The organism is Halalkalibacter oceani, assembly GCF_023715605.1.
In the GTDB taxonomy this organism is placed as follows: Bacteria; Bacillota; Bacilli; order Bacillales; family Bacillaceae_D; genus Halalkalibacter; species Halalkalibacter oceani.
In genome coordinates this window covers 1-17,082 of record NZ_JAMBOL010000006.1, presented here as the reverse complement: position 1 = coordinate 17,082, position 17,082 = coordinate 1, and the positions used below count along the sequence as shown (strand labels likewise).

The following is a 17,082-nucleotide window of genomic DNA, read 5'->3' as shown; positions in this document are numbered from 1 at the left end:
CCTTTATTCTCAAAAAAACATTCCCGACGGCCAATATAAGCCAATCACACGTCCAAAAAGGAAAATAACTGCGATCGTAATTCCCATCGTTACTGCCGCTTTCACTATTTTGAATCCTGTCTCAATATAAAGAAAGGCGAATAAAAACACTGCTGTGCCAACGATAAACCCAAGGAAGAAAATGAGCACAAGATAACCAACAATCCAACCGATATAAATCAATACTTTCAAACTAGTGGTCGACGAAACATCCGTTGTTTTGCTTCGGCGCTTCAATTGCAACAGTAGATCGATCAAACATACGAGAATCGCAAAAATGGCGATGGTTAATGGGAAATATTTCGCCAATGATTGAAAGTTGGTCGCTTCAATCGCCATGTATCCAAATAAAAGCAGCATGAGCGCAGAAAAAACGAGAGACAGCGTCTGCTTTTTTACCTTCATGTTGTCATCCCTCCTTTATGCTGGCGGTCGCTCACTCTCTTCATATAAAACCCGGCAACAATGATCAAAATGGTGATCAGGCCGATAATGATTACTTTAGGATGTGTGAGCCACATAAAACCATATCTCGACATGGACAGATGTAAATAACGTTCTGCTGAAGTCGAAAGAACGAAGCCGACGAGTAACGGGGCACGCGGCCAATCCAGATGTTTCATGCACCATCCAATGAGACCAATTACTATGAAAATAATAAAATCTCCCCAATGCCTGGTACTTTGATACGCCCCGATCATCATGATGATAAGGAGAAAAGGAACAAGCTTCTCGGCGGGGATTGTGCTGATTTTTGAAATAGGACGGGCCAGTAAGAAACAAATACCTGCCCCGAATATATTCGCTAACGCAAGAGTCCAGACAATCGTCAAGGTGATAGGCAGGTCCGTCGTCAGCATGCTTGGCCCGGCCTCTACTCCGAGAACGATCAGTCCACCTAACAGGATGGCTGTCGTGCCACTGCCCGGTATACCGAACATTAAAGTCGGAATGAGCGTCCCGCCTTCTTTGGCATTATTGGCACTCTCAGGCGCAATGACACCCCGGATGTCTCCCTTCCCAAAGTTCTCAGCATTCTTTGATGTTTGTTTGGCTACGCCGTAGCTGATCCAGTCGACCACACTTCCTCCAAGTCCTGGAATAAAGCCGATAAAAGCTCCCATCACCGCACTGCGGAAGACGAGCCATTTGTTTTTTATAACATCTTTCAACCCTTGCATTCGGTTGCCGCCCACCGTCTGCCCTTTGGACACACTTCTTTTTTCAACGAGCAAATCAATCATTTCCGGCAGCGCAAAAAGACCAAGAGCCAACACGGTAAGGGGAATACCATTGAATAAATAAATCCAGTCGAACGTAAACCGGTATTCGGCGGTAGCCGGCGCTCCGCCGACGGAGCCGAGCAACATACCAAGTGCCCCGGCAGACAATCCTTTAAAAATGGAATTACCCGCTAAAATTCCGACCATACTCAATCCGAGTATCGCTAGCATAAAGAGTTCCGGGGAACTAAAGGCCAATACGAGCGGCCGGCCAATCGGGATCGCTAAAAATAAAATAATGGCGCCGATAACTCCACCGATAATAGAAGAAATAAATGCAGCTCCTAAAGCCCTGGCGGCCTGGCCTTGCTGAGCCAATGGATAGCCGTCCATAATCGTCGCCTGGGATCCGGAAGAACCGGGGACCCCGATTAACACAGAAGGAAACGTATCCGCTGTATGGATAACGGCTACCATCCCAATTAACAAGGCAATTCCCGTAAAAGGATCCATTCCGAAAATAAAAGGTAGCAGCAGAGACATCCCGACAGGGCCTCCAAGCCCCGGCAAAAACCCTACTGTGATCCCGACTAAAATGCCTAGAAAAATAAACAAAATCCTCGAGGGATCTAACACAATAAACAGTGCTTCAAACGCTGCTTCAAACAAGATGATACCTCCATTCCTGGTGAATAGCGAATGCTGTAGTCAGACTTTCACTACAGCATTCACCCACTATCTCTTAATCAATTAAACCGGTTACGTCATATTCCTCACGCAAGTAATTTCTTACCCACGCTAATGTTTCTTCATTAATACTCGTCAGTGCACTAATCGCTGACTCCAGATCTTCTCCAACCAACGGATCATACCCACCAAGAATTTCAGCGCCCTCTTCTATAAACTGCTCGTCTGCTACAGCACCTGCTGCACCTTCCTGTAAAGCAGCGACTGCTTCAGGCGGGGCATCAGCATGAAGCCAAAGTGATTTATGCAAGTTATTGACGATACCGACAAATGCTTTATAGGCTTCCCACGCTTCGCCGGAAGGCTCTTCCCCATACATATCAATATAGACATCTTTTACTGTCGGAATTTCCGGAAAAGCAGGATCACTAACAATATCACCATCACTTCCGGTAAAACCGTAGGTAAAGAGCGGGATCGCTTGCCCGGCTTCTACCATTGGCTTAACATCACTTTGATAGGCCGTTCCACTTTGATAGTCGAGATTTGTTTCTCCTTGTTCAAAGGCGATCCGTGACGCGCCTGCTCCTTCATAGCCGAAAATGATCTGAATGTTATCCTTCACTCCCAATACTTCCAAGGCAAGTAAGGTCATGACGTCGATGCCTGTAGGAGAGGTTGCTCCGAGAATTAATTCCTGATCTGTATCCAGTAAATCCTTTCCTTCTGTTAATCCTGTATCAGGGGAGGTGTACAGAACTACCCCGTTTGGCGTGCCAATGATTGGCTTAAGTTCTCTCAAATCGTAACGAACCGCTTCCTGACCAATTAAGAACGGGATCTTCGTCGAAGCGCTTGTAGCTAAAGCGGTTAATCCATCTGGCTCGCGTAAATCGACATATTCATTGGCGCCGTTTATACTTCCTCCTCCTTCAATATTCACCACTTGAAGGGCAGGATTCCCTTCCGTGTGCTCCTTCATATACTGGGCCAAATATCTAAACAGCGTATCTGTTCCGCCTCCCGCACTAAATGGTACAATAACTTCTAACGTCTCCCCATCGTAAAATGCTCCATCCCCACTGCCTGTCTCACTTCCACTTCCATTTTCTGAGGAAGAGGACGAATTACAGGCTGCTAAAAACAATAAACTTACAATCATGACAACAAACCAATTTTTCATTTTCTTAGACTTCATACAATAATTCCTCCTTAAAAACTTTCCTATTTTGTAAAACAACGCGCTCCATCCAAATCGTATGCGCTTACATTTATTGGAGGTTGACCTCCGGAATGCAATCAATCGCATGGGGAATAAATAGAGTCTCTGCTGCATCACCCATTATATGATAGCCCTTATTCAAGGCTTCCTCTAGTGTTGAAGCATAAATAAAAAACATATCTTCAACTAAAGCAGGATCGATTTGCGGATCGACAAGAATAACATGATGATTCTTAAGCGCTCTTGCCAGCATAAAAGCCTTCGAAGAGTGATCGGGAGTAAAACCAACTCTTTCAAATGTATCAATCACTTCCTGAGGGTCGCTGGCTTCCACCAGCCATTTCGCATACTTGCCCACTCCGTCACGGCATTCTGCCACGAGGATAATGACGCCTCCTTTTTTTGTGACGACCTCTGCCGCCGACAGCGCTTTTTGCGCCTGATGAAGATCGAAATCCTTTGGGTAGCCTCCCGGACTGGTAATGACAATGTCATAATAACGATCCACTTTCACCTTCCAGCTTTTATCACAAATGCTTACCCCTTCAGCGTGAGCCTGCTCCAAATCTCCTGCGACCACAGAGACAATCTCTTTCTTACTGTTCTTCACTACATTCAAAATAAAATCGACGCCGACCCGCTTGGCCGCTTCAAGCGCTTCATCATGAAATGGATTATCGATCATTTGTCCAAGAATCGGATGATAGGATCTTATCGGAAAGGAATGATGCTTTGTCAGCGCCTCAATTCCGGCCACTCCAGGCATTATGCTTTTTCTTCCTCCACTGTAACCAGCCGATTGATGCGGAGTAATAATTCCCGTTAAGATCCGGACAGATGCCTCGGCCACGTACCGATTGACAATAATCGGCAAGCCTCTTTTCGTAAAGCCGAGATGAACCAGATTCTTTTCATCATAGCAATCATGATTAATGATTTTCACCCGGCTGTGGACCTTTTCACCAACCATCCTTTTTAATTCTTCTTCAGTATTCGGCCGATGATTTCCTAAAGCAACAACTAACGTCACTTGATCATCTGTAATCCCGGCTTTTTCAATCTCCTTCAGCATTTCTTCAACGAATAAGTCTGTCGGACTCGGCCTTGTAATATCATTGATGACAATTACAATCGATTCTTTCCCCATACATATTTCTCTCAAGGAGGGACTTCCTGTCGGATGTTTTAACTTCCTCGCCATTTCCGCGCGCGGGTTCGGCAACGGCGGCATATCAATTGGTAATAACACCCTCGAATTCTCCGGTTTTTCGATTTGTTTCTGTTTCTCTCCATAAGGAATCTCTATCTTATCCATATTTGTTCACCTTTCCTCGACGTGCTTTCAGCACCTTTCAGCTCTATTTCTCAATTAATGGCAACGTTTTCATTTTACTGGAATAAACAACTCACCTTTCATAATTTTCCTGGCTGTGCGGGTTAATCCAACATAAGCGATATCCGTTAAGTCTTCTGTCAGGGCGGCCCGTACCTCCACGATGCCTTCTGCGTGACCGATACGAATGATTTTCTCCCCTTTCTCCGCTCGCTGATAAAAGCGAGAAAGCCGATTTGGCAACGTGCCCGGGAGCAATACGGCGGCTGCTAAATTAAGAAGGCCGCTTCCAGCAAACGTCCGGTGTACTCGTTCCATCGAGATCATTCGCGCAACGATATCCACGTCTTCTCGCTTAATCCGCTTTTTTGCTGCTGTAAAATAATCATGTGGTTCGGCGACGAAGGCGATTTTCGGCACTGCCGGGCTTTTTTGTCTTGCTTCCTCCACTGTGGCGACCATTCCACTTTGAACAGCAGCTTCACTTCTAATCGCTTCTAAACGCTCCATTACATTCGTGTCTGCTGATAGCTCTTGATTGTTTTCCGTTCCTCTTATCCCTAAATCCTCACTGCGCACATAAATAAATGGGTTAACTGCATCGACAAACGTCAGCTCGTATGACTTTTCCCAGTTCGGCTTCTCCATTGTAAAGATTTCTCCCAACGGCAATGTCCGCCCTGTCTTTCCGCCGCCTGGCGTGAGAATATTCACTTGATAAGCGGCTCCTTCATTGACAAGCCCCGGCATCAGAAAATCGCCATTTACTTTCGCCTCACCATTTTGTACAGGTACACGAATCCCGATTTTCTTTTTCATATTCGTGTTATAAACGACGACATCGGCATGCTGCTGATGATCTGATACTGATATAAGCTTTTCATTGACAGCAAAGGCTCCTACCGCTGCCATCAGGTTTCCGCACGTTCCGTTATCATCCACGACTTCCCGGCCGATCCCGATTTGAAAAAAAGTATAATCAATATCCACCTCTGCTGCTGATGAAGGTGCAATAACGACGACCTTGCTCGTATGGGAGGTACCGCTACCAAGGCCATCAATTTGTGAAAGATTATATGCATCTATTCCCGAAAGGAAAATCCTGTTCATTTTTTCCATGTCGCCGGGCAAATCCCGCTTATGAAAAAACAGCCCCCGACTCGTCCCCCCTCTGTACACAGAGCAAGGTATTGAAAATTGCGTCATAGGCTCACCCCCTGCTTAGGAATCGCTTAAATTTTCTGTATTATTACTATAATAAAGGCTTAGAAATCAGTAAAATATATTAATTCTATCTAAATCGATAACCTTTACTTATGGCTATTCGTTAAACTGTTAATATAATTTTTAACAGCTTCAACATTTCCAACAATGCTCTCGTAGCGCTTTTCATCGGCTACAATCTTTTGCTTCGCGGCGTTTACCGTCTGCTCTTCCACTTCCTGTGGAATGATGATAACCCCATCTGCATCACCAACGACAATGTCACCCGGTCGTACAGCAACCCCTCCGCATGAGATAGGCACATTGGTCTCTCCTCGTCCATGTTTCTGACTCGCTGCTATTGTCGAGCCTTTGCAGAATACGGGAAACTCCAGACGGTTGATCGCTTGAATATCGCGAATTACGCCATCAGCTACCACTCCACGCAGTCCCATTGTTTTGGCCATCGCCACGACAAAATCTCCCGCCACAGCATGATGCTGGTCACCTCTCCCATCGACGACCAGGACTTCGCCTCCTTTCGCTTGGCTAATTGCTTGCAAAAGCAGAAAATTATCAGCATCAGCTAGTTTAACAGTTAAGGCTTTCCCATACACATAGCTTTCCGGCTTCAATGGCTTTATTGACGTATCCATTGTATTCAGCCCTTGCAAAGCATCGGCCACCGCCGTTGTCGGGATTCGTTGAAATCCGTCAGTCTCCATTCACTTCCACCCCTTTTTCCAAAATTCAAACATTTGCTTTGACTTATGTTCATTTTATCGAGCTTGAGAAATAAGTAAAATATAACATTCTTATAAATATTGATAGATTTTGGTTATGTCAGATTAGTAAAGTCCAGGTATAATAGAAGAAAGAGATAGAAGCAATGGGGGGGAGAGTTCGTGAGGGATCAGGACTGGCAAATTATAAAGGTACTTTTTCAAACGAAAAACATTACAAAAGCGGCTAACCAGTTATTTATCTCCCAGCCTGCTTTAACAAACCGGATTCAGCAAATAGAAAAGGAATTCGGTGTCCAATTAATTCATCGTGGAAGAAGAGGGGTTCATTTCACATCAGAAGGAGAATATCTGGCCAAAACGGCAGATGAAATGCTGTTAAAAATCAGGCTGATTAAAGAGGATGTAAAGAATATTGGCAAGGATGTCACCGGAACATTACGAATCGCTGTTTCCCACATTTTCACTAGATACAAACTTCCGCGCCTGTTAAAGCTGTTTCACAATCTTTATCCGGATGTGGAGTTTCAAGTGATTGCTGGCCGCAGCAAAGATGTCTTTCAGCTAGTGAGTAACAATGATGTCCACATCGGCTTTGTCAGAGGGGATTATACGTGGCATGAAAGCAAGCATTTATTATTTGAAGAAACGATTTGCGTCGCTTCACAGAGGAATATCTCGATGGAAAATCTGCCGTCGTTGGCGAGAGTCAATTATCAGACCGAACCATTATTAAAAACGACAATTGATAACTGGTGGAGGGAAAATTACTCTCAGCCTCCCCTTATCGGGATGGAGGTCGATAAGGTAGATACATGCAAGGAGATGGTCATTCACGGATTAGGCTACGGAATTTTTCCAAGCGCGATCCTTGATGACCGGCAGGACCTTTATAAAATGGATCTGCTCGATAAAGATGGCAAACCCGTTATTCGCAAAACTTGGATGATCGTTAAAGATGACACCTTACAACTTAACATTGTCAATGCTTTCGTTGAATTCGTTGCGGAGTTAGATGTGCGCCATTTATGACTCCAGCTAACTCCGCCTTCCCTTATTCTGAAACGGTTTGCGGCAGCTGCCAATCGATCCCTTCTTCACCCATCTTCTCCAGCAAATGATTGATCTTTGAGAACGGCCGGCTACCGAAAAATCCTTTGTTCGCGGAGAATGGACTTGGGTGAGGAGCTTCGAGAATATAATGGCGGGAATTCGTAATCAGTGCTTTCTTCTCCTGGGCGTGACGGCCCCACAGTACAAAGATAACCGGTCGTTCCCGTTCATTAAGCGCCTTTATTACAGCGTCGGTAAATTGTTCCCATCCTTTGCCGCGATGCGATCCCGCCTCTCCCTTTCTGACAGTCAGCACCGTGTTTAAAAGCAGGACGCCCTGCTTGGCCCAAGGAACTAAATAGCCGTGATCCGGAATCCGGCAACCAAGATCAGCATGTAATTCTTTATACATATTTTGCAGCGATGGCGGAACCTTAACACCGGGCTTGACCGAAAAGCTGAGCCCGTGAGCCTGATTCGGGCCATGGTAAGGATCCTGGCCAAGAATCACCACTTTCGTTTCCGAATAATCGGTATAGTGCAAAGCATTGAACAAGTCATACATCGACGGATAAATCACCCGTGTCTTATATTCCTCTTTTAAGAAATCCCGTAATCTTTGATAATAAGCCTTGGAAAATTCATCACCTATTATCTCATTCCATTCATTTTTTAAAATGCTCATACTAGACTCCTTTCCTGCCGTTTCTCCTAGTTTACCAGAAAATAAACTCCTTTGTTTTTACTAAAATAAAGGCCGGAACAGAAGCCAACGTTTGAGATCAAAATATAGGGGCAACCTTGCCTCGGTCAATTTTGTTTATACTTGTTAATCACTTGACGGTTAATCTCAACCCCGATGCCTGGTTGAGACGGGATCTTGACCATTCCCTGTTCATTCATTGAAATTTGATCAAAAATCAGCTCCGAGCGGAAAGGATGAGAGGACTGATCGTACTCTAGCATCGGTTCGACCGGTTTCAGCGCCAGCCGGGCCGGTGGAATTGTTGCCAAATATTGCAGGGAAGCAGCCAGTCCTACTCCAGAACCCCATACGTGGGGGTTTAGCATCGTATTCCATGTTGACGCTAATACGGCGATCCGTTTACAGGCGGTAAACCCTCCCGAGGAGCATAAATCCGGCTGTAAGACGTCGAGGGCGCGGTTTGCGACCCAATCACGAAACCCGATTGGGCCAAACTGATTTTCACCGGAGGCAATAAAGGTGGAAGTCAGTCCCTTCAGCTCTTTGTAGCCGCCAATATCCTCGGGATCAAGCGGTTCCTCGAACCAGTAAAGATCAGCGTCCGCCTCAGCTAGCTCAAACAAAATGCGTCTCGCTGTTGCCGCATTATAGGCACAATTGGCATCCGCCATTAGAAGAATCTCGGCGCCGACAGCTTGACGAACAGCTGTAATATAGTCAACGTCCACTTTCATCCCGAAGCCCGTTTTGAGCTTCATTGCCCTAAATCCTTTTTCAATATGACGCTGCGCTTCCTCAATCGCCGCTTCAGGGTACTGTTTCGTTTCCTCACGATAGAATCCGGTAGCATACGGCATTATTTCTGTCCGGTAAGCTCCTCCTAATAATTTATGCACCGGCTTATTGACCGCTTTTCCGACAATATCCCATAGAGCAATGTCGACAGCACTCATCGCGTTAATTACAGCTCCACCGTGATAAGGACGAGTAAAGGTAAAAAGCTTATCCCAGATGACTTCAACATCAAACGGATCCTGTCCAATGACAAGCGGTGCCAGGCTGTGCTCGATAATCGCCGCCGCTACCTCAGGCGGCTGCAAACCGTGACATAATGATTCTCCCCAGCCGGTTATTCCTTCATCGGTTTCGATTTCAACTAGTACAGTGCTCCGCTGCCTGACCCATCCTTGCGAGAAAGCAAAGGGCGTTTCCAAGGGCACCTGCAATACGTGAACTGTTAAATTGGTTACTTTCATAACTCCCACCTTCTTTTCCTCATTTGGCATAATTCCAAAAAAGAGATGCCTGCAGTCGTTTCATCAGGCATCTCCTACTCTGTCATATTTAATTATTGGGCTTCTGCTTGAATTCTCTCGACAATGTCTTCTGCCCAGTCATACTGTTCGAAGAATGAATCATACATTGGCTGAACAGCGTCGATCATTTGCTGTCTGAATTCATCAGACGGAGTCGTGAATTCGACACCGTGCTCCTCTAAATACGCACGGTCTTCTTCATAGCTGTTTTCCATTAATTCAAATTCATACGCCGCTGACTCGAGCGATGCATCCTGGATCACCTGCTGTTGTTCCGGGCTTAGAGAGTTCCAGAAATTAGAGTTGATGATATAAAGGTTCGGGCTGAACATATGGTTTGATTCAAGGACATTCGACTGTACCTCATACCAGCCTGATGCACGCACTGTAGCGACAGGGTTTTCCTGGCCATTAATAACGCCTTGCTCAAGTCCGGTGAACACCTCAGAAATAGCAAGCGGAGTTACATTTGTTCCAAGCAATTCCCACATTTCAATGTAGTTTGGAATGTTTGGTGTACGCATCCGGAAGCCGCTGAAGTCATCCATGCTATCAATCAGCTTATCGCTCGACACCATTCTGAAACCGTTTGCACTCCAGGCTAAAGGCTTCACCCCATGGATTTCTTCAAGATCAGCCATTAGTTCATCACCAATTGGTCCGTTTAATACGTTTTTCACGTGCTCGTAATCTTCAAATAGGAATGGCCATTCTCCGACTGCAAGCTTTTCGACTGAGGACTGCATGATCATACCAGGAATCCCCATTTCGATTGTCCCGTTACGAACCCCATCATAGAACTCCTGCTCTGCACCAAGCTGACTGTTCGGATAAATTTCAACTGTTAGGCTGCCGCCTGAGTTTTCTTCAACCGTTGGCTTAAATACTTCTTGTAAGGCGATATTTTGCGGGTGGTCTTCTGCGAAGTAGTGAGCAATTTTAATCGTATGTGACTCTTCAGTCGCAGCTCCTTCGCCTCCGCCATTTGCCTCTCCACCACCATCAGTGGATGCCTCGTCTCCACCACCACAAGCAGTGAGGAAAAGGACACTTGCCATCGTTATTCCTAAAAAACGGTTCAGTAATTGACTCTTTTTCATCTTTGTCTCCTCCTTAAATGTATTATCTATAGCAGCCATTGGCTTACTAACCTTCTAAACAAAAAGTCACTTTCCTCGTGAGAGTTGTCTCAAAAGGCTGTTTAGCCGACCTTTTGAGACAACTCGGTGAAACGTTACACTACTTCGTGAGCCATTCCAGCGGAACGAGAATGATTTGCGGGAACAGGACTAGCAGGAATAACACCAGGATCTGGACAAGCAGGAAAGGCCAGATTCCTTTCGTAATGTCAATAATACTAATGCGGCTAATCCCACACGCGACATAAAGCACCGTTCCGACCGGCGGAGTGATTAAGCCGATACAAAGGTTAATAATCATTAAAATCCCGAAGTATACCGGATCAATCCCCGCTGCCGTAACGACAGGCAGCAAGACCGGAGTGAAGATAAGAATTGCTGGTGTCATATCCATGACCACTCCGACTAACAGCAAGAACACCATTAAGATAAGCAGCAGCACAAGTGGACTTTCTGTAATACCGCTTAGCATCGTCGCCAGCTCAGCCGGCACTTGAGCGACGGTAATGACCCATGATGTCACAATTGCGGCGGCGGCGAGGAACATAACAACACCAGTTGTTTTCGCCGAAGCAACGAGAACCTCAGGAAGCTGTCTGATTTTCAGATCTCCGCGATATACAGTCAAGCTGATTAAAAGCGCATACACACAGGCAATAACAGCTGCCTCAGTTGGCGTGAAAATCCCGCCCCTTAAACCGACGATAATGATAAAAGGTAAGAATAGCGCCCAGATCGCCTGACCAAAAGCTCTCAATCTTTCTTTAGCGGTCGCTTTTTCCATCGTTTCATAGTTTCCACGCTTGGCGACAAAGTACCAGGCGACCATCAGCCCTACAGCAAATAAAATACCCGGTACGATCCCGCCCATAAATAATTGGGTAATGGAAACGCCACCAATAACACCAAACATGATTAGAGGAATACTCGGCGGGATGATCGGCGCGATAATCCCCGAGGATGCGACAAGTCCTGATGCCCGGTTGACATTGTAACCGCGGGCAACCATCATCGGGATCAAAATCGCCCCAAGCGCGGCTGTATCAGCTACCGCTGAACCTGATAACCCGGCAAACATCACACCCGCCAGGATCGTTACATACCCGAGACCACCGCGGATATGTCCGACAAGTGTTGTCGCGAAATGAACGACTCGTTTTGAAATACCACCGGCGTTCATAATTTCACCAGCAAGAATAAAGAATGGAATCGCCATCAACGGGAAGCTGTTCGCTCCATTTACGAGCTGTTGCGCTACGACCTGAGAATCAAAAATCCCCATGACAAGCATCATGGCAACCGCACTCATAAGCATTGAAAAAACAACAGGCAACCCTAGGAAGAGGAAGAAAAATAATACGCCTAAAAACACCCAAATCATAACGGTTTCTCCTCCTCTCTCGCTTTAGCCCAGGAAGGTAAATTTTTATTCTTTACTACATATTGGAACGTTTGGATGAGACTCATTAAAATAATTACCACTGCTGCCAACGTGGCGGCGACAAAGAGCACAGATAGAGGAATTCCGGTCGCCGGCCCGTAGCTGTTACTGTTTACTTGTATCATCTTCACGCCACCGTTAATCACAATACCCATCAAACCGATAATGACGATTTGGTTAAACATATAAAGGGCTTTTTGCGCTTTCGGAGGCAATGAACCTATTACTATATCAACACCCAAATGAGAGCGATCCTTAAATGCGGCAATCGCACCTAAGAACACAATCCATACAAACAAATACCGCGCCATTTCCTCAGACCATGTAATGCCTGATTCAAATACATATCGGAGCACTACATTCATAAACACGAGAAACACCATTGACGTGAGAAAAATGGTAATTGTTGCTGTCAAAATGCCATTTAAAATCCGCAGTAACTTTTGCATAATATCCCCCTTACTTTTTACATTTTTTCAAAAAGCTGATTTGTTTTATATTACAAAACAAAGTTTCATTTATATGGTTCAATGTTTCTAATTATTCTTTTATAATTATTATGTTATTGAAAGCACTTTCAAATGTCAACATTGTTTTCGAATTTTTTGTCAATAGAGCTGTTAAAATAAAAAATATTTTTTATTTCGAAAACTCGGAATTTTTTAATTTATTGAAAATAGGATGCGAAAGGGGCATTCTGCTCTCCTTTTTCGCATCCTGTTCTTTTCTCTCTTTATTATATTTTAAATTTGCTAACCTCTTCCTGCAGCTCTGTTGATAAATGATTCAGCGCCTCTGCCGAGCTGGCGATTTCCTCCATTGAAGCCAATTGCTCCTCAGTGCTGGCAGCAACTCCCTGGGAGGCGTCGGCATTTTGTTCTGATGCCGCTTCCATTTCTGACAGTGCTTCATTCAGACGATTCGTGTGCAGCGAAATCTGCTCTGTCGCTGTCGTGACGTGAGACATTTCTTTCGATACTCGTTCAACGGCATCTGAAATCCGGGTAAAGGATTCCCCTACCTCATGAACGACTTTTGTCCCGACTTCGACTTCTTCCGTACCGCGATTCATTTCTTCAACAGCCCGTTCCGTATCCTCCTGAATGAGAAGAATCATCGTCGAAATCTTTTCTGCTGACGCTCTTGATTCCTCGGCTAATTTACGTACCTCATCCGCCACCACAGCAAACCCTTTTCCATGTTCACCTGCCCGTGCAGCTTCAATTGCGGCATTTAAAGCGAGCAGATTCGTCTGTTCAGAGATCGACGTGATCAATTCGAGTATATTTCCTATCTCATGTGACCGCTCACCCAGTTGTTGAATGAAGTCAGCTGACTGGCTGACCGTTTCCCGGATTGTGCTAATCTGACTGACGGCCCGGCTGATGGAAGCCTCTCCCTCTTTTGCTTCCCGCGAAGCTTCTTCGGCCAATGTACTGACTCCTGTCGTCGCTTCTGTAATCATCTCAACACCTTCGTTTACCTTCAGCGCTGATTGCGTGCTTTCCTGCGAGCGCTGAAGCGTTTGCTCAGAGGCAGAAGAGACTTCCTGGATCGTCACGGCAATTTGATTTGTCGCAGCCGATGTCTCCTGAGAACTGGCCGACAATTGTTCAGCCGTGGCCGCAACCTGTTCGGACATATTCGTCGTTTTACTTAAAAGATCGCGTAAATTGTCACGCATACTGTTGAACGCCATCGTCAATTGACCGATTTCATCCTTTTTCTTTACCGGAATTTCCTCGCCTGTTAAATCGCCGCTGGCAATAATGTTGACGCGACCGAGTAGAACGTTAATCGGCCGGACAATCATGCTCGCGATAAGAAGCCCGCTCATAATGCTCAGCACTGTCACAGCTATAGAAATCCAAATGGTCGTCATTTGCAGCTGTGACCCTTTGGAATTGATTTCATTCAATTTCGTCGCCAAGGCATCCCGATTTAATTCAGACTGTTCCTGAAACGAACGCATCAGCTGTTGCGCCGGGGAAGTTCCTCTCGACAACAGTATCAGCATCGCCTCGTCCTCGTCTCCATTTTGCTGAGCCGGAAAAACCTCATCAACCATAATCGTTTGCCATTCCCTCGTTTTACTGACGAGATGATGAAGAACTTCATCCTCGGTATTTTGCAGCAGCCATTCTTCCAGCTCGCGACTTTCATCCGTCAGCTGTTGGAACTCCTCTACATATTGAGCATTCCCCATCAGCAAATACCCTCTCGACAAGGCCAGACGATTGGCGACATTAAATGCCATTCGTTCCATTGTCATAAGAAGCGGTACTTCTTCCTCCTGCAGCTGTGCAATTTCCTGGTTCGTTTGCTGCACGTTCCAAATACTGTATCCGGCATAGCCGATCATTAAAATCACAACAAATAAAAACCCAAGTAAAATTCTCCCACGAATTCCCCGCAACATGTTTCCTCCTTCTCTCTTTTTATCATTTTCTATTTTGTTATATATTTCTAGATCATTATACTCTATTTTTCCACTATATAGATGATAAAAATCTACTTTTAGATCTAGGAAATTTGTTTCATCCATTGCCGGATCGCCGCTTACTTTAATATGGCGGGTTCTTTTAGTATAATAAAGAAATCATGAAAGAAGAGGGGATGAACATCATGGCAATGCCGAAAGCATTAACAATCGCTGGTTCAGATACGAGCGGCGGTGCCGGACTGCAGGCCGACTTAAAAACATTTCAGGAATTAGGCGTTTACGGGATGAGCGCTTTGACCACAATTGTCGCCCAAGATCCTCACCGTGACTGGTTTCACGAGGTCTTCCCACAGCCGGTACACACTTTGGAGAAACAGCTTGAAACCGTTCTTGCAGGCATTGGTACAGATGCTGTCAAAACGGGGATGCTCGGTTCGATCGAGATCATTGAACTCGTCGCGCGAAAAGTGGAGCAATATCAGCTAAAGCAGCTCGTCGTCGATCCTGTTATGGTGTGCAAAGGCGCGGATGAGGCGCTTAACCCTGAAACCGACGCCTGCCTGCGCGATGTGCTTGTGCCAAAGGCCTTTGTTGTTACGCCAAACTTGTTTGAAGCGGCTCAATTAAGCGGCCACGGACCGATTACATCGCTTGATGACATGAAGACTGCCGCAGCAAAAATCCATGAACTTGGCGCAAAATATGTCATTGTAAAAGGCGGCAGCAAGATCGGATTAGACCGCGCAGTTGATGTCCTGTACGACGGGAAAGATTTTACCTTATTAGAATCTGAAACAATCGTCACGAGCTATACGCACGGCGCCGGCTGCACCTACTCTGCCGCGATTGCAGCAGAGCTCGCTAAAGGCCGTCCAGTTGAGGAAGCTCTGCAAACTGCAAAACAATTTATTACAGCGGCGATCAAGCATTCATTCCGCCTCAATCAATACGTCGGGCCTACTGATCATGGCGCCTACCGCCAAAAAAAATAAGCCCGCTTCCCCCGAAGCTGCTAAAAAGTACGATTTTCACTTTTTAGCAGCTTTTTAGTAATGAGCGTAGCCGTTGCCCGACTTTGAAAGCCTTGCTACGAGTCGGTTTCTTGTAGCAAGGCGCGCAACGCGCGGAGCCATTAACTCTTCTTCGAGTTACGAAAAAGGAAGTTTGTCAGTGGCTGCGCTGTCCGGGGTGGAACGCTCCGCTCCGGTCGGATGGCGGGCCGACGTCGTGCTCCAAATCCGGATGCCGTCGCTTGTTCACCGCTTTCTCATTTTAGCTTTTATTCCCTCTACCCGCTCTCCTGCATATATCAGCCTGCCTTTTGCCAATTTAAGTTAAGTAGTGTATACTCATGTTCAAACGTTTCTATACACGAAATAAATGTTCAGGATAATTGATTTATCACGAAAACCTTTTATTCTTGGAAAGGATCTGAGAGAATGCAAGACAATGCTCACCGTAATGGCGTCATTGCAACAATTACGGCTTATTTGATATGGGGAATTCTTCCACTTTATTGGAAGCTGCTGGAGCATATTCCGGCGATGGAAGTGTTGGCCCATCGGATCATTTGGTCATTGGTTTTAATGCTTCTTCTTTTATTTGCGCGAAAACAGCTCCCCTCTTTTTGGAAAGAGTGTAAGGTGATTTTTTCGAACAAAAAGTCGGCTTTCGGGATCACGTTCGCTGCTTTTTTTATTAGTATCAACTGGTTTTTATATATCTGGGCCGTCGCTAATGACCGCGTGATTGAAGCCAGTCTCGGTTATTATATCAATCCGCTTATAAGCGTACTGCTCGGGATTTTATTTTTGAAGGAGCGTATTTCACGCTGGCAAGTCGTATCATTCGTGCTGGCCTTTATCGGGGTGATGATGCTGACGCTGTTTTACGGGGTGGTGCCGTGGGTCTCACTGATTCTTGCCTGTTCATTTGGAATTTACGGGTTATTAAAGAAAACGGTTCAGATTGGGGCGCTTTTTGGCTTAACGATCGAAACATTGATTACTGCCCCTTTTGCGCTAGGATTTCTTTTCTTTTATCATCAACAGCTTGCCGAAAGTAGAAGCTTCTTTGTTGATTCTACAACAGCGTGGCTGTTAATTATCGCCGGAGCTGCCACGGCGATCCCGTTGCTGTTGTTTGCGACAGGAGCAAGGCGGATTCCTTTATCGCTTATGGGCTTCCTACAATATATTGCGCCGACATTGATGCTGATACTTGGGATTTTTCTATACAAGGAGCCGTTCCATCTTTTGCAGCTTATCGCTTTTCTTTTCATCTGGATCGGATTGTTTATTTTTACAACTTCCCGTCTCGGGTTCTTTCAAAAGCTCGGGCGCTATCTTCCTTTTTGGCATGGGCACCGGAAAAAAGAAGGGATCGAACGGGGAAAGCAGGCCCTTTAAATCGAGTAGGAGGGGGCGACTAACCCCCGACCTCTCACACCACCGTACGTACGGATCCGTATACGGCGGTTTCAGTTAAGTCTGACGAAGGGTTTCATAACGTTCCAGTACGCTCTTGAGCCCTTG

Annotated in this window: 16 protein-coding genes; 4 read left to right on the top strand and 12 right to left on the bottom strand. The window is 45.7% G+C overall.

What is annotated here, in order from left to right; genetic code table 11:
* Positions 1 to 9 precede the first annotated feature (9 nt).
* The 6 genes from M3202_RS08840 to M3202_RS08815 form a co-directional block, all read right to left on the bottom strand.
* Positions 10 to 444 (bottom strand): tripartite tricarboxylate transporter TctB family protein, encoded by a 435-nt coding sequence (locus M3202_RS08840; protein ID WP_251222985.1) that lies wholly within the window; start codon positions 442 to 444, stop codon positions 10 to 12.
* Positions 441 to 1,931 (bottom strand): tripartite tricarboxylate transporter permease, encoded by a 1,491-nt coding sequence (locus tag M3202_RS08835; RefSeq protein WP_251222984.1) that lies wholly within the window; start codon positions 1,929 to 1,931, stop codon positions 441 to 443. The genes M3202_RS08840 and M3202_RS08835 overlap by 4 nt, the downstream gene beginning before the upstream one ends.
* A 73-nt stretch (positions 1,932 to 2,004) precedes the next feature.
* Positions 2,005 to 3,147, bottom strand: a complete 1,143-nt coding sequence (locus tag M3202_RS08830; RefSeq protein WP_251222983.1) for a type 2 periplasmic-binding domain-containing protein — start codon at positions 3,145 to 3,147, stop codon at positions 2,005 to 2,007.
* 73 nt (positions 3,148 to 3,220) lie between these two features.
* Entirely contained in the window at positions 3,221 to 4,486 is a 1,266-nt protein-coding gene (locus tag M3202_RS08825) for a nickel-dependent lactate racemase family protein (protein WP_251222982.1), read from the bottom strand.
* 69 nt (positions 4,487 to 4,555) lie between these two features.
* Positions 4,556 to 5,710 (bottom strand): PrpF domain-containing protein, encoded by a 1,155-nt coding sequence (locus M3202_RS08820; protein WP_251222981.1) that lies wholly within the window; start codon positions 5,708 to 5,710, stop codon positions 4,556 to 4,558.
* Positions 5,711 to 5,814: 104 nt separating this feature from the next.
* Positions 5,815 to 6,432, bottom strand: coding sequence for an RraA family protein (locus M3202_RS08815; RefSeq protein WP_251222980.1), 618 nt, complete (start codon positions 6,430 to 6,432; stop codon positions 5,815 to 5,817).
* Between the two features lie 180 nt (positions 6,433 to 6,612).
* On the opposite strand from M3202_RS08815, the gene M3202_RS08810 reads away from it, so the two are divergent.
* Entirely contained in the window at positions 6,613 to 7,482 is an 870-nt protein-coding gene (locus M3202_RS08810; RefSeq protein WP_251222979.1) for a LysR family transcriptional regulator, read from the top strand.
* A gap of 22 nt (positions 7,483 to 7,504) precedes the next feature.
* Here the strand turns inward: M3202_RS08810 and M3202_RS08805 are convergent, their stop codons facing one another.
* The 6 genes from M3202_RS08805 to M3202_RS08780 all read right to left on the bottom strand — a co-directional run bounded on the left by M3202_RS08805 (position 7,505) and on the right by M3202_RS08780 (position 14,521).
* Complete coding sequence (locus M3202_RS08805) at positions 7,505 to 8,188, bottom strand: uracil-DNA glycosylase (protein WP_251222978.1); 684 nt, start codon at positions 8,186 to 8,188, stop codon at positions 7,505 to 7,507.
* Positions 8,189 to 8,313: 125 nt separating this feature from the next.
* Positions 8,314 to 9,465 carry a mandelate racemase/muconate lactonizing enzyme family protein gene (locus M3202_RS08800; protein WP_251222977.1) on the bottom strand — a complete coding sequence of 384 codons (1,152 nt, stop codon included), beginning with the start codon at positions 9,463 to 9,465 and terminating at the stop codon, positions 8,314 to 8,316.
* 92 nt (positions 9,466 to 9,557) lie between these two features.
* Entirely contained in the window at positions 9,558 to 10,625 is a 1,068-nt protein-coding gene (locus M3202_RS08795; RefSeq protein WP_251222976.1) for a TRAP transporter substrate-binding protein, read from the bottom strand.
* A 139-nt stretch (positions 10,626 to 10,764) separates the two neighbouring features.
* Entirely contained in the window at positions 10,765 to 12,045 is a 1,281-nt protein-coding gene (locus tag M3202_RS08790; RefSeq protein WP_251222975.1) for a TRAP transporter large permease, read from the bottom strand.
* Positions 12,042 to 12,554: a TRAP transporter small permease gene (locus M3202_RS08785; RefSeq protein WP_251222974.1), complete on the bottom strand. Its 513-nt coding sequence runs from the start codon at positions 12,552 to 12,554 to the stop codon at positions 12,042 to 12,044. Before M3202_RS08785 ends, M3202_RS08790 begins: the two co-directional genes overlap by 4 nt.
* 287 nt (positions 12,555 to 12,841) lie before the next feature.
* The gene (locus tag M3202_RS08780; RefSeq protein ID WP_251222973.1) at positions 12,842 to 14,521 is read right to left on the bottom strand and encodes a methyl-accepting chemotaxis protein; all 1,680 of its coding nucleotides are present in this window, start codon (positions 14,519 to 14,521) and stop codon (positions 12,842 to 12,844) included.
* A 209-nt stretch (positions 14,522 to 14,730) separates the two neighbouring features.
* Between M3202_RS08780 and pdxK the strand changes: the two genes are divergently transcribed.
* From pdxK to rarD, 3 genes are all read left to right on the top strand, one after another.
* Entirely contained in the window at positions 14,731 to 15,540 is an 810-nt protein-coding gene (gene pdxK, locus M3202_RS08775; RefSeq protein ID WP_251222972.1) for a pyridoxine/pyridoxal/pyridoxamine kinase, read from the top strand.
* A gap of 178 nt (positions 15,541 to 15,718) precedes the next feature.
* A complete protein-coding gene (locus tag M3202_RS08770; RefSeq protein ID WP_251222971.1) occupies positions 15,719 to 15,886 on the top strand; it encodes a hypothetical protein in 168 nt (55 codons plus the stop codon).
* Between the two features lie 101 nt (positions 15,887 to 15,987).
* Complete coding sequence (gene rarD, locus M3202_RS08765; RefSeq protein ID WP_251222970.1) at positions 15,988 to 16,956, top strand: EamA family transporter RarD; 969 nt, start codon at positions 15,988 to 15,990, stop codon at positions 16,954 to 16,956.
* Positions 16,957 to 17,082 lie beyond the last annotated feature (126 nt).

What these genes read in the sequence shown, in the direction of transcription:
- M3202_RS08840 (WP_251222985.1), bottom strand. Translation starts at nt 444, where the DNA reads ATGAAGGTAAAAAAGCAGACGCTGTCTCTCGTTTTTTCTGCGCTCATG.
- M3202_RS08790 (WP_251222975.1), bottom strand. Translation starts at nt 12,045, where the DNA reads ATGATTTGGGTGTTTTTAGGCGTATTATTTTTCTTCCTCTTCCTAGGG.
- M3202_RS08785 (WP_251222974.1), bottom strand. Translation starts at nt 12,554, where the DNA reads ATGCAAAAGTTACTGCGGATTTTAAATGGCATTTTGACAGCAACAATT.
- M3202_RS08820 (WP_251222981.1), bottom strand. Translation starts at nt 5,710, where the DNA reads ATGACGCAATTTTCAATACCTTGCTCTGTGTACAGAGGGGGGACGAGT.
- rarD (WP_251222970.1), top strand. Translation starts at nt 15,988, where the DNA reads ATGCAAGACAATGCTCACCGTAATGGCGTCATTGCAACAATTACGGCT.
- pdxK (WP_251222972.1), top strand. Translation starts at nt 14,731, where the DNA reads ATGGCAATGCCGAAAGCATTAACAATCGCTGGTTCAGATACGAGCGGC.
- M3202_RS08825 (WP_251222982.1), bottom strand. Translation starts at nt 4,486, where the DNA reads ATGGATAAGATAGAGATTCCTTATGGAGAGAAACAGAAACAAATCGAA.
- M3202_RS08815 (WP_251222980.1), bottom strand. Translation starts at nt 6,432, where the DNA reads ATGGAGACTGACGGATTTCAACGAATCCCGACAACGGCGGTGGCCGAT.
- M3202_RS08805 (WP_251222978.1), bottom strand. Translation starts at nt 8,188, where the DNA reads ATGAGCATTTTAAAAAATGAATGGAATGAGATAATAGGTGATGAATTT.
- M3202_RS08795 (WP_251222976.1), bottom strand. Translation starts at nt 10,625, where the DNA reads ATGAAAAAGAGTCAATTACTGAACCGTTTTTTAGGAATAACGATGGCA.
- M3202_RS08800 (WP_251222977.1), bottom strand. Translation starts at nt 9,465, where the DNA reads ATGAAAGTAACCAATTTAACAGTTCACGTATTGCAGGTGCCCTTGGAA.
- M3202_RS08830 (WP_251222983.1), bottom strand. Translation starts at nt 3,147, where the DNA reads ATGAAGTCTAAGAAAATGAAAAATTGGTTTGTTGTCATGATTGTAAGT.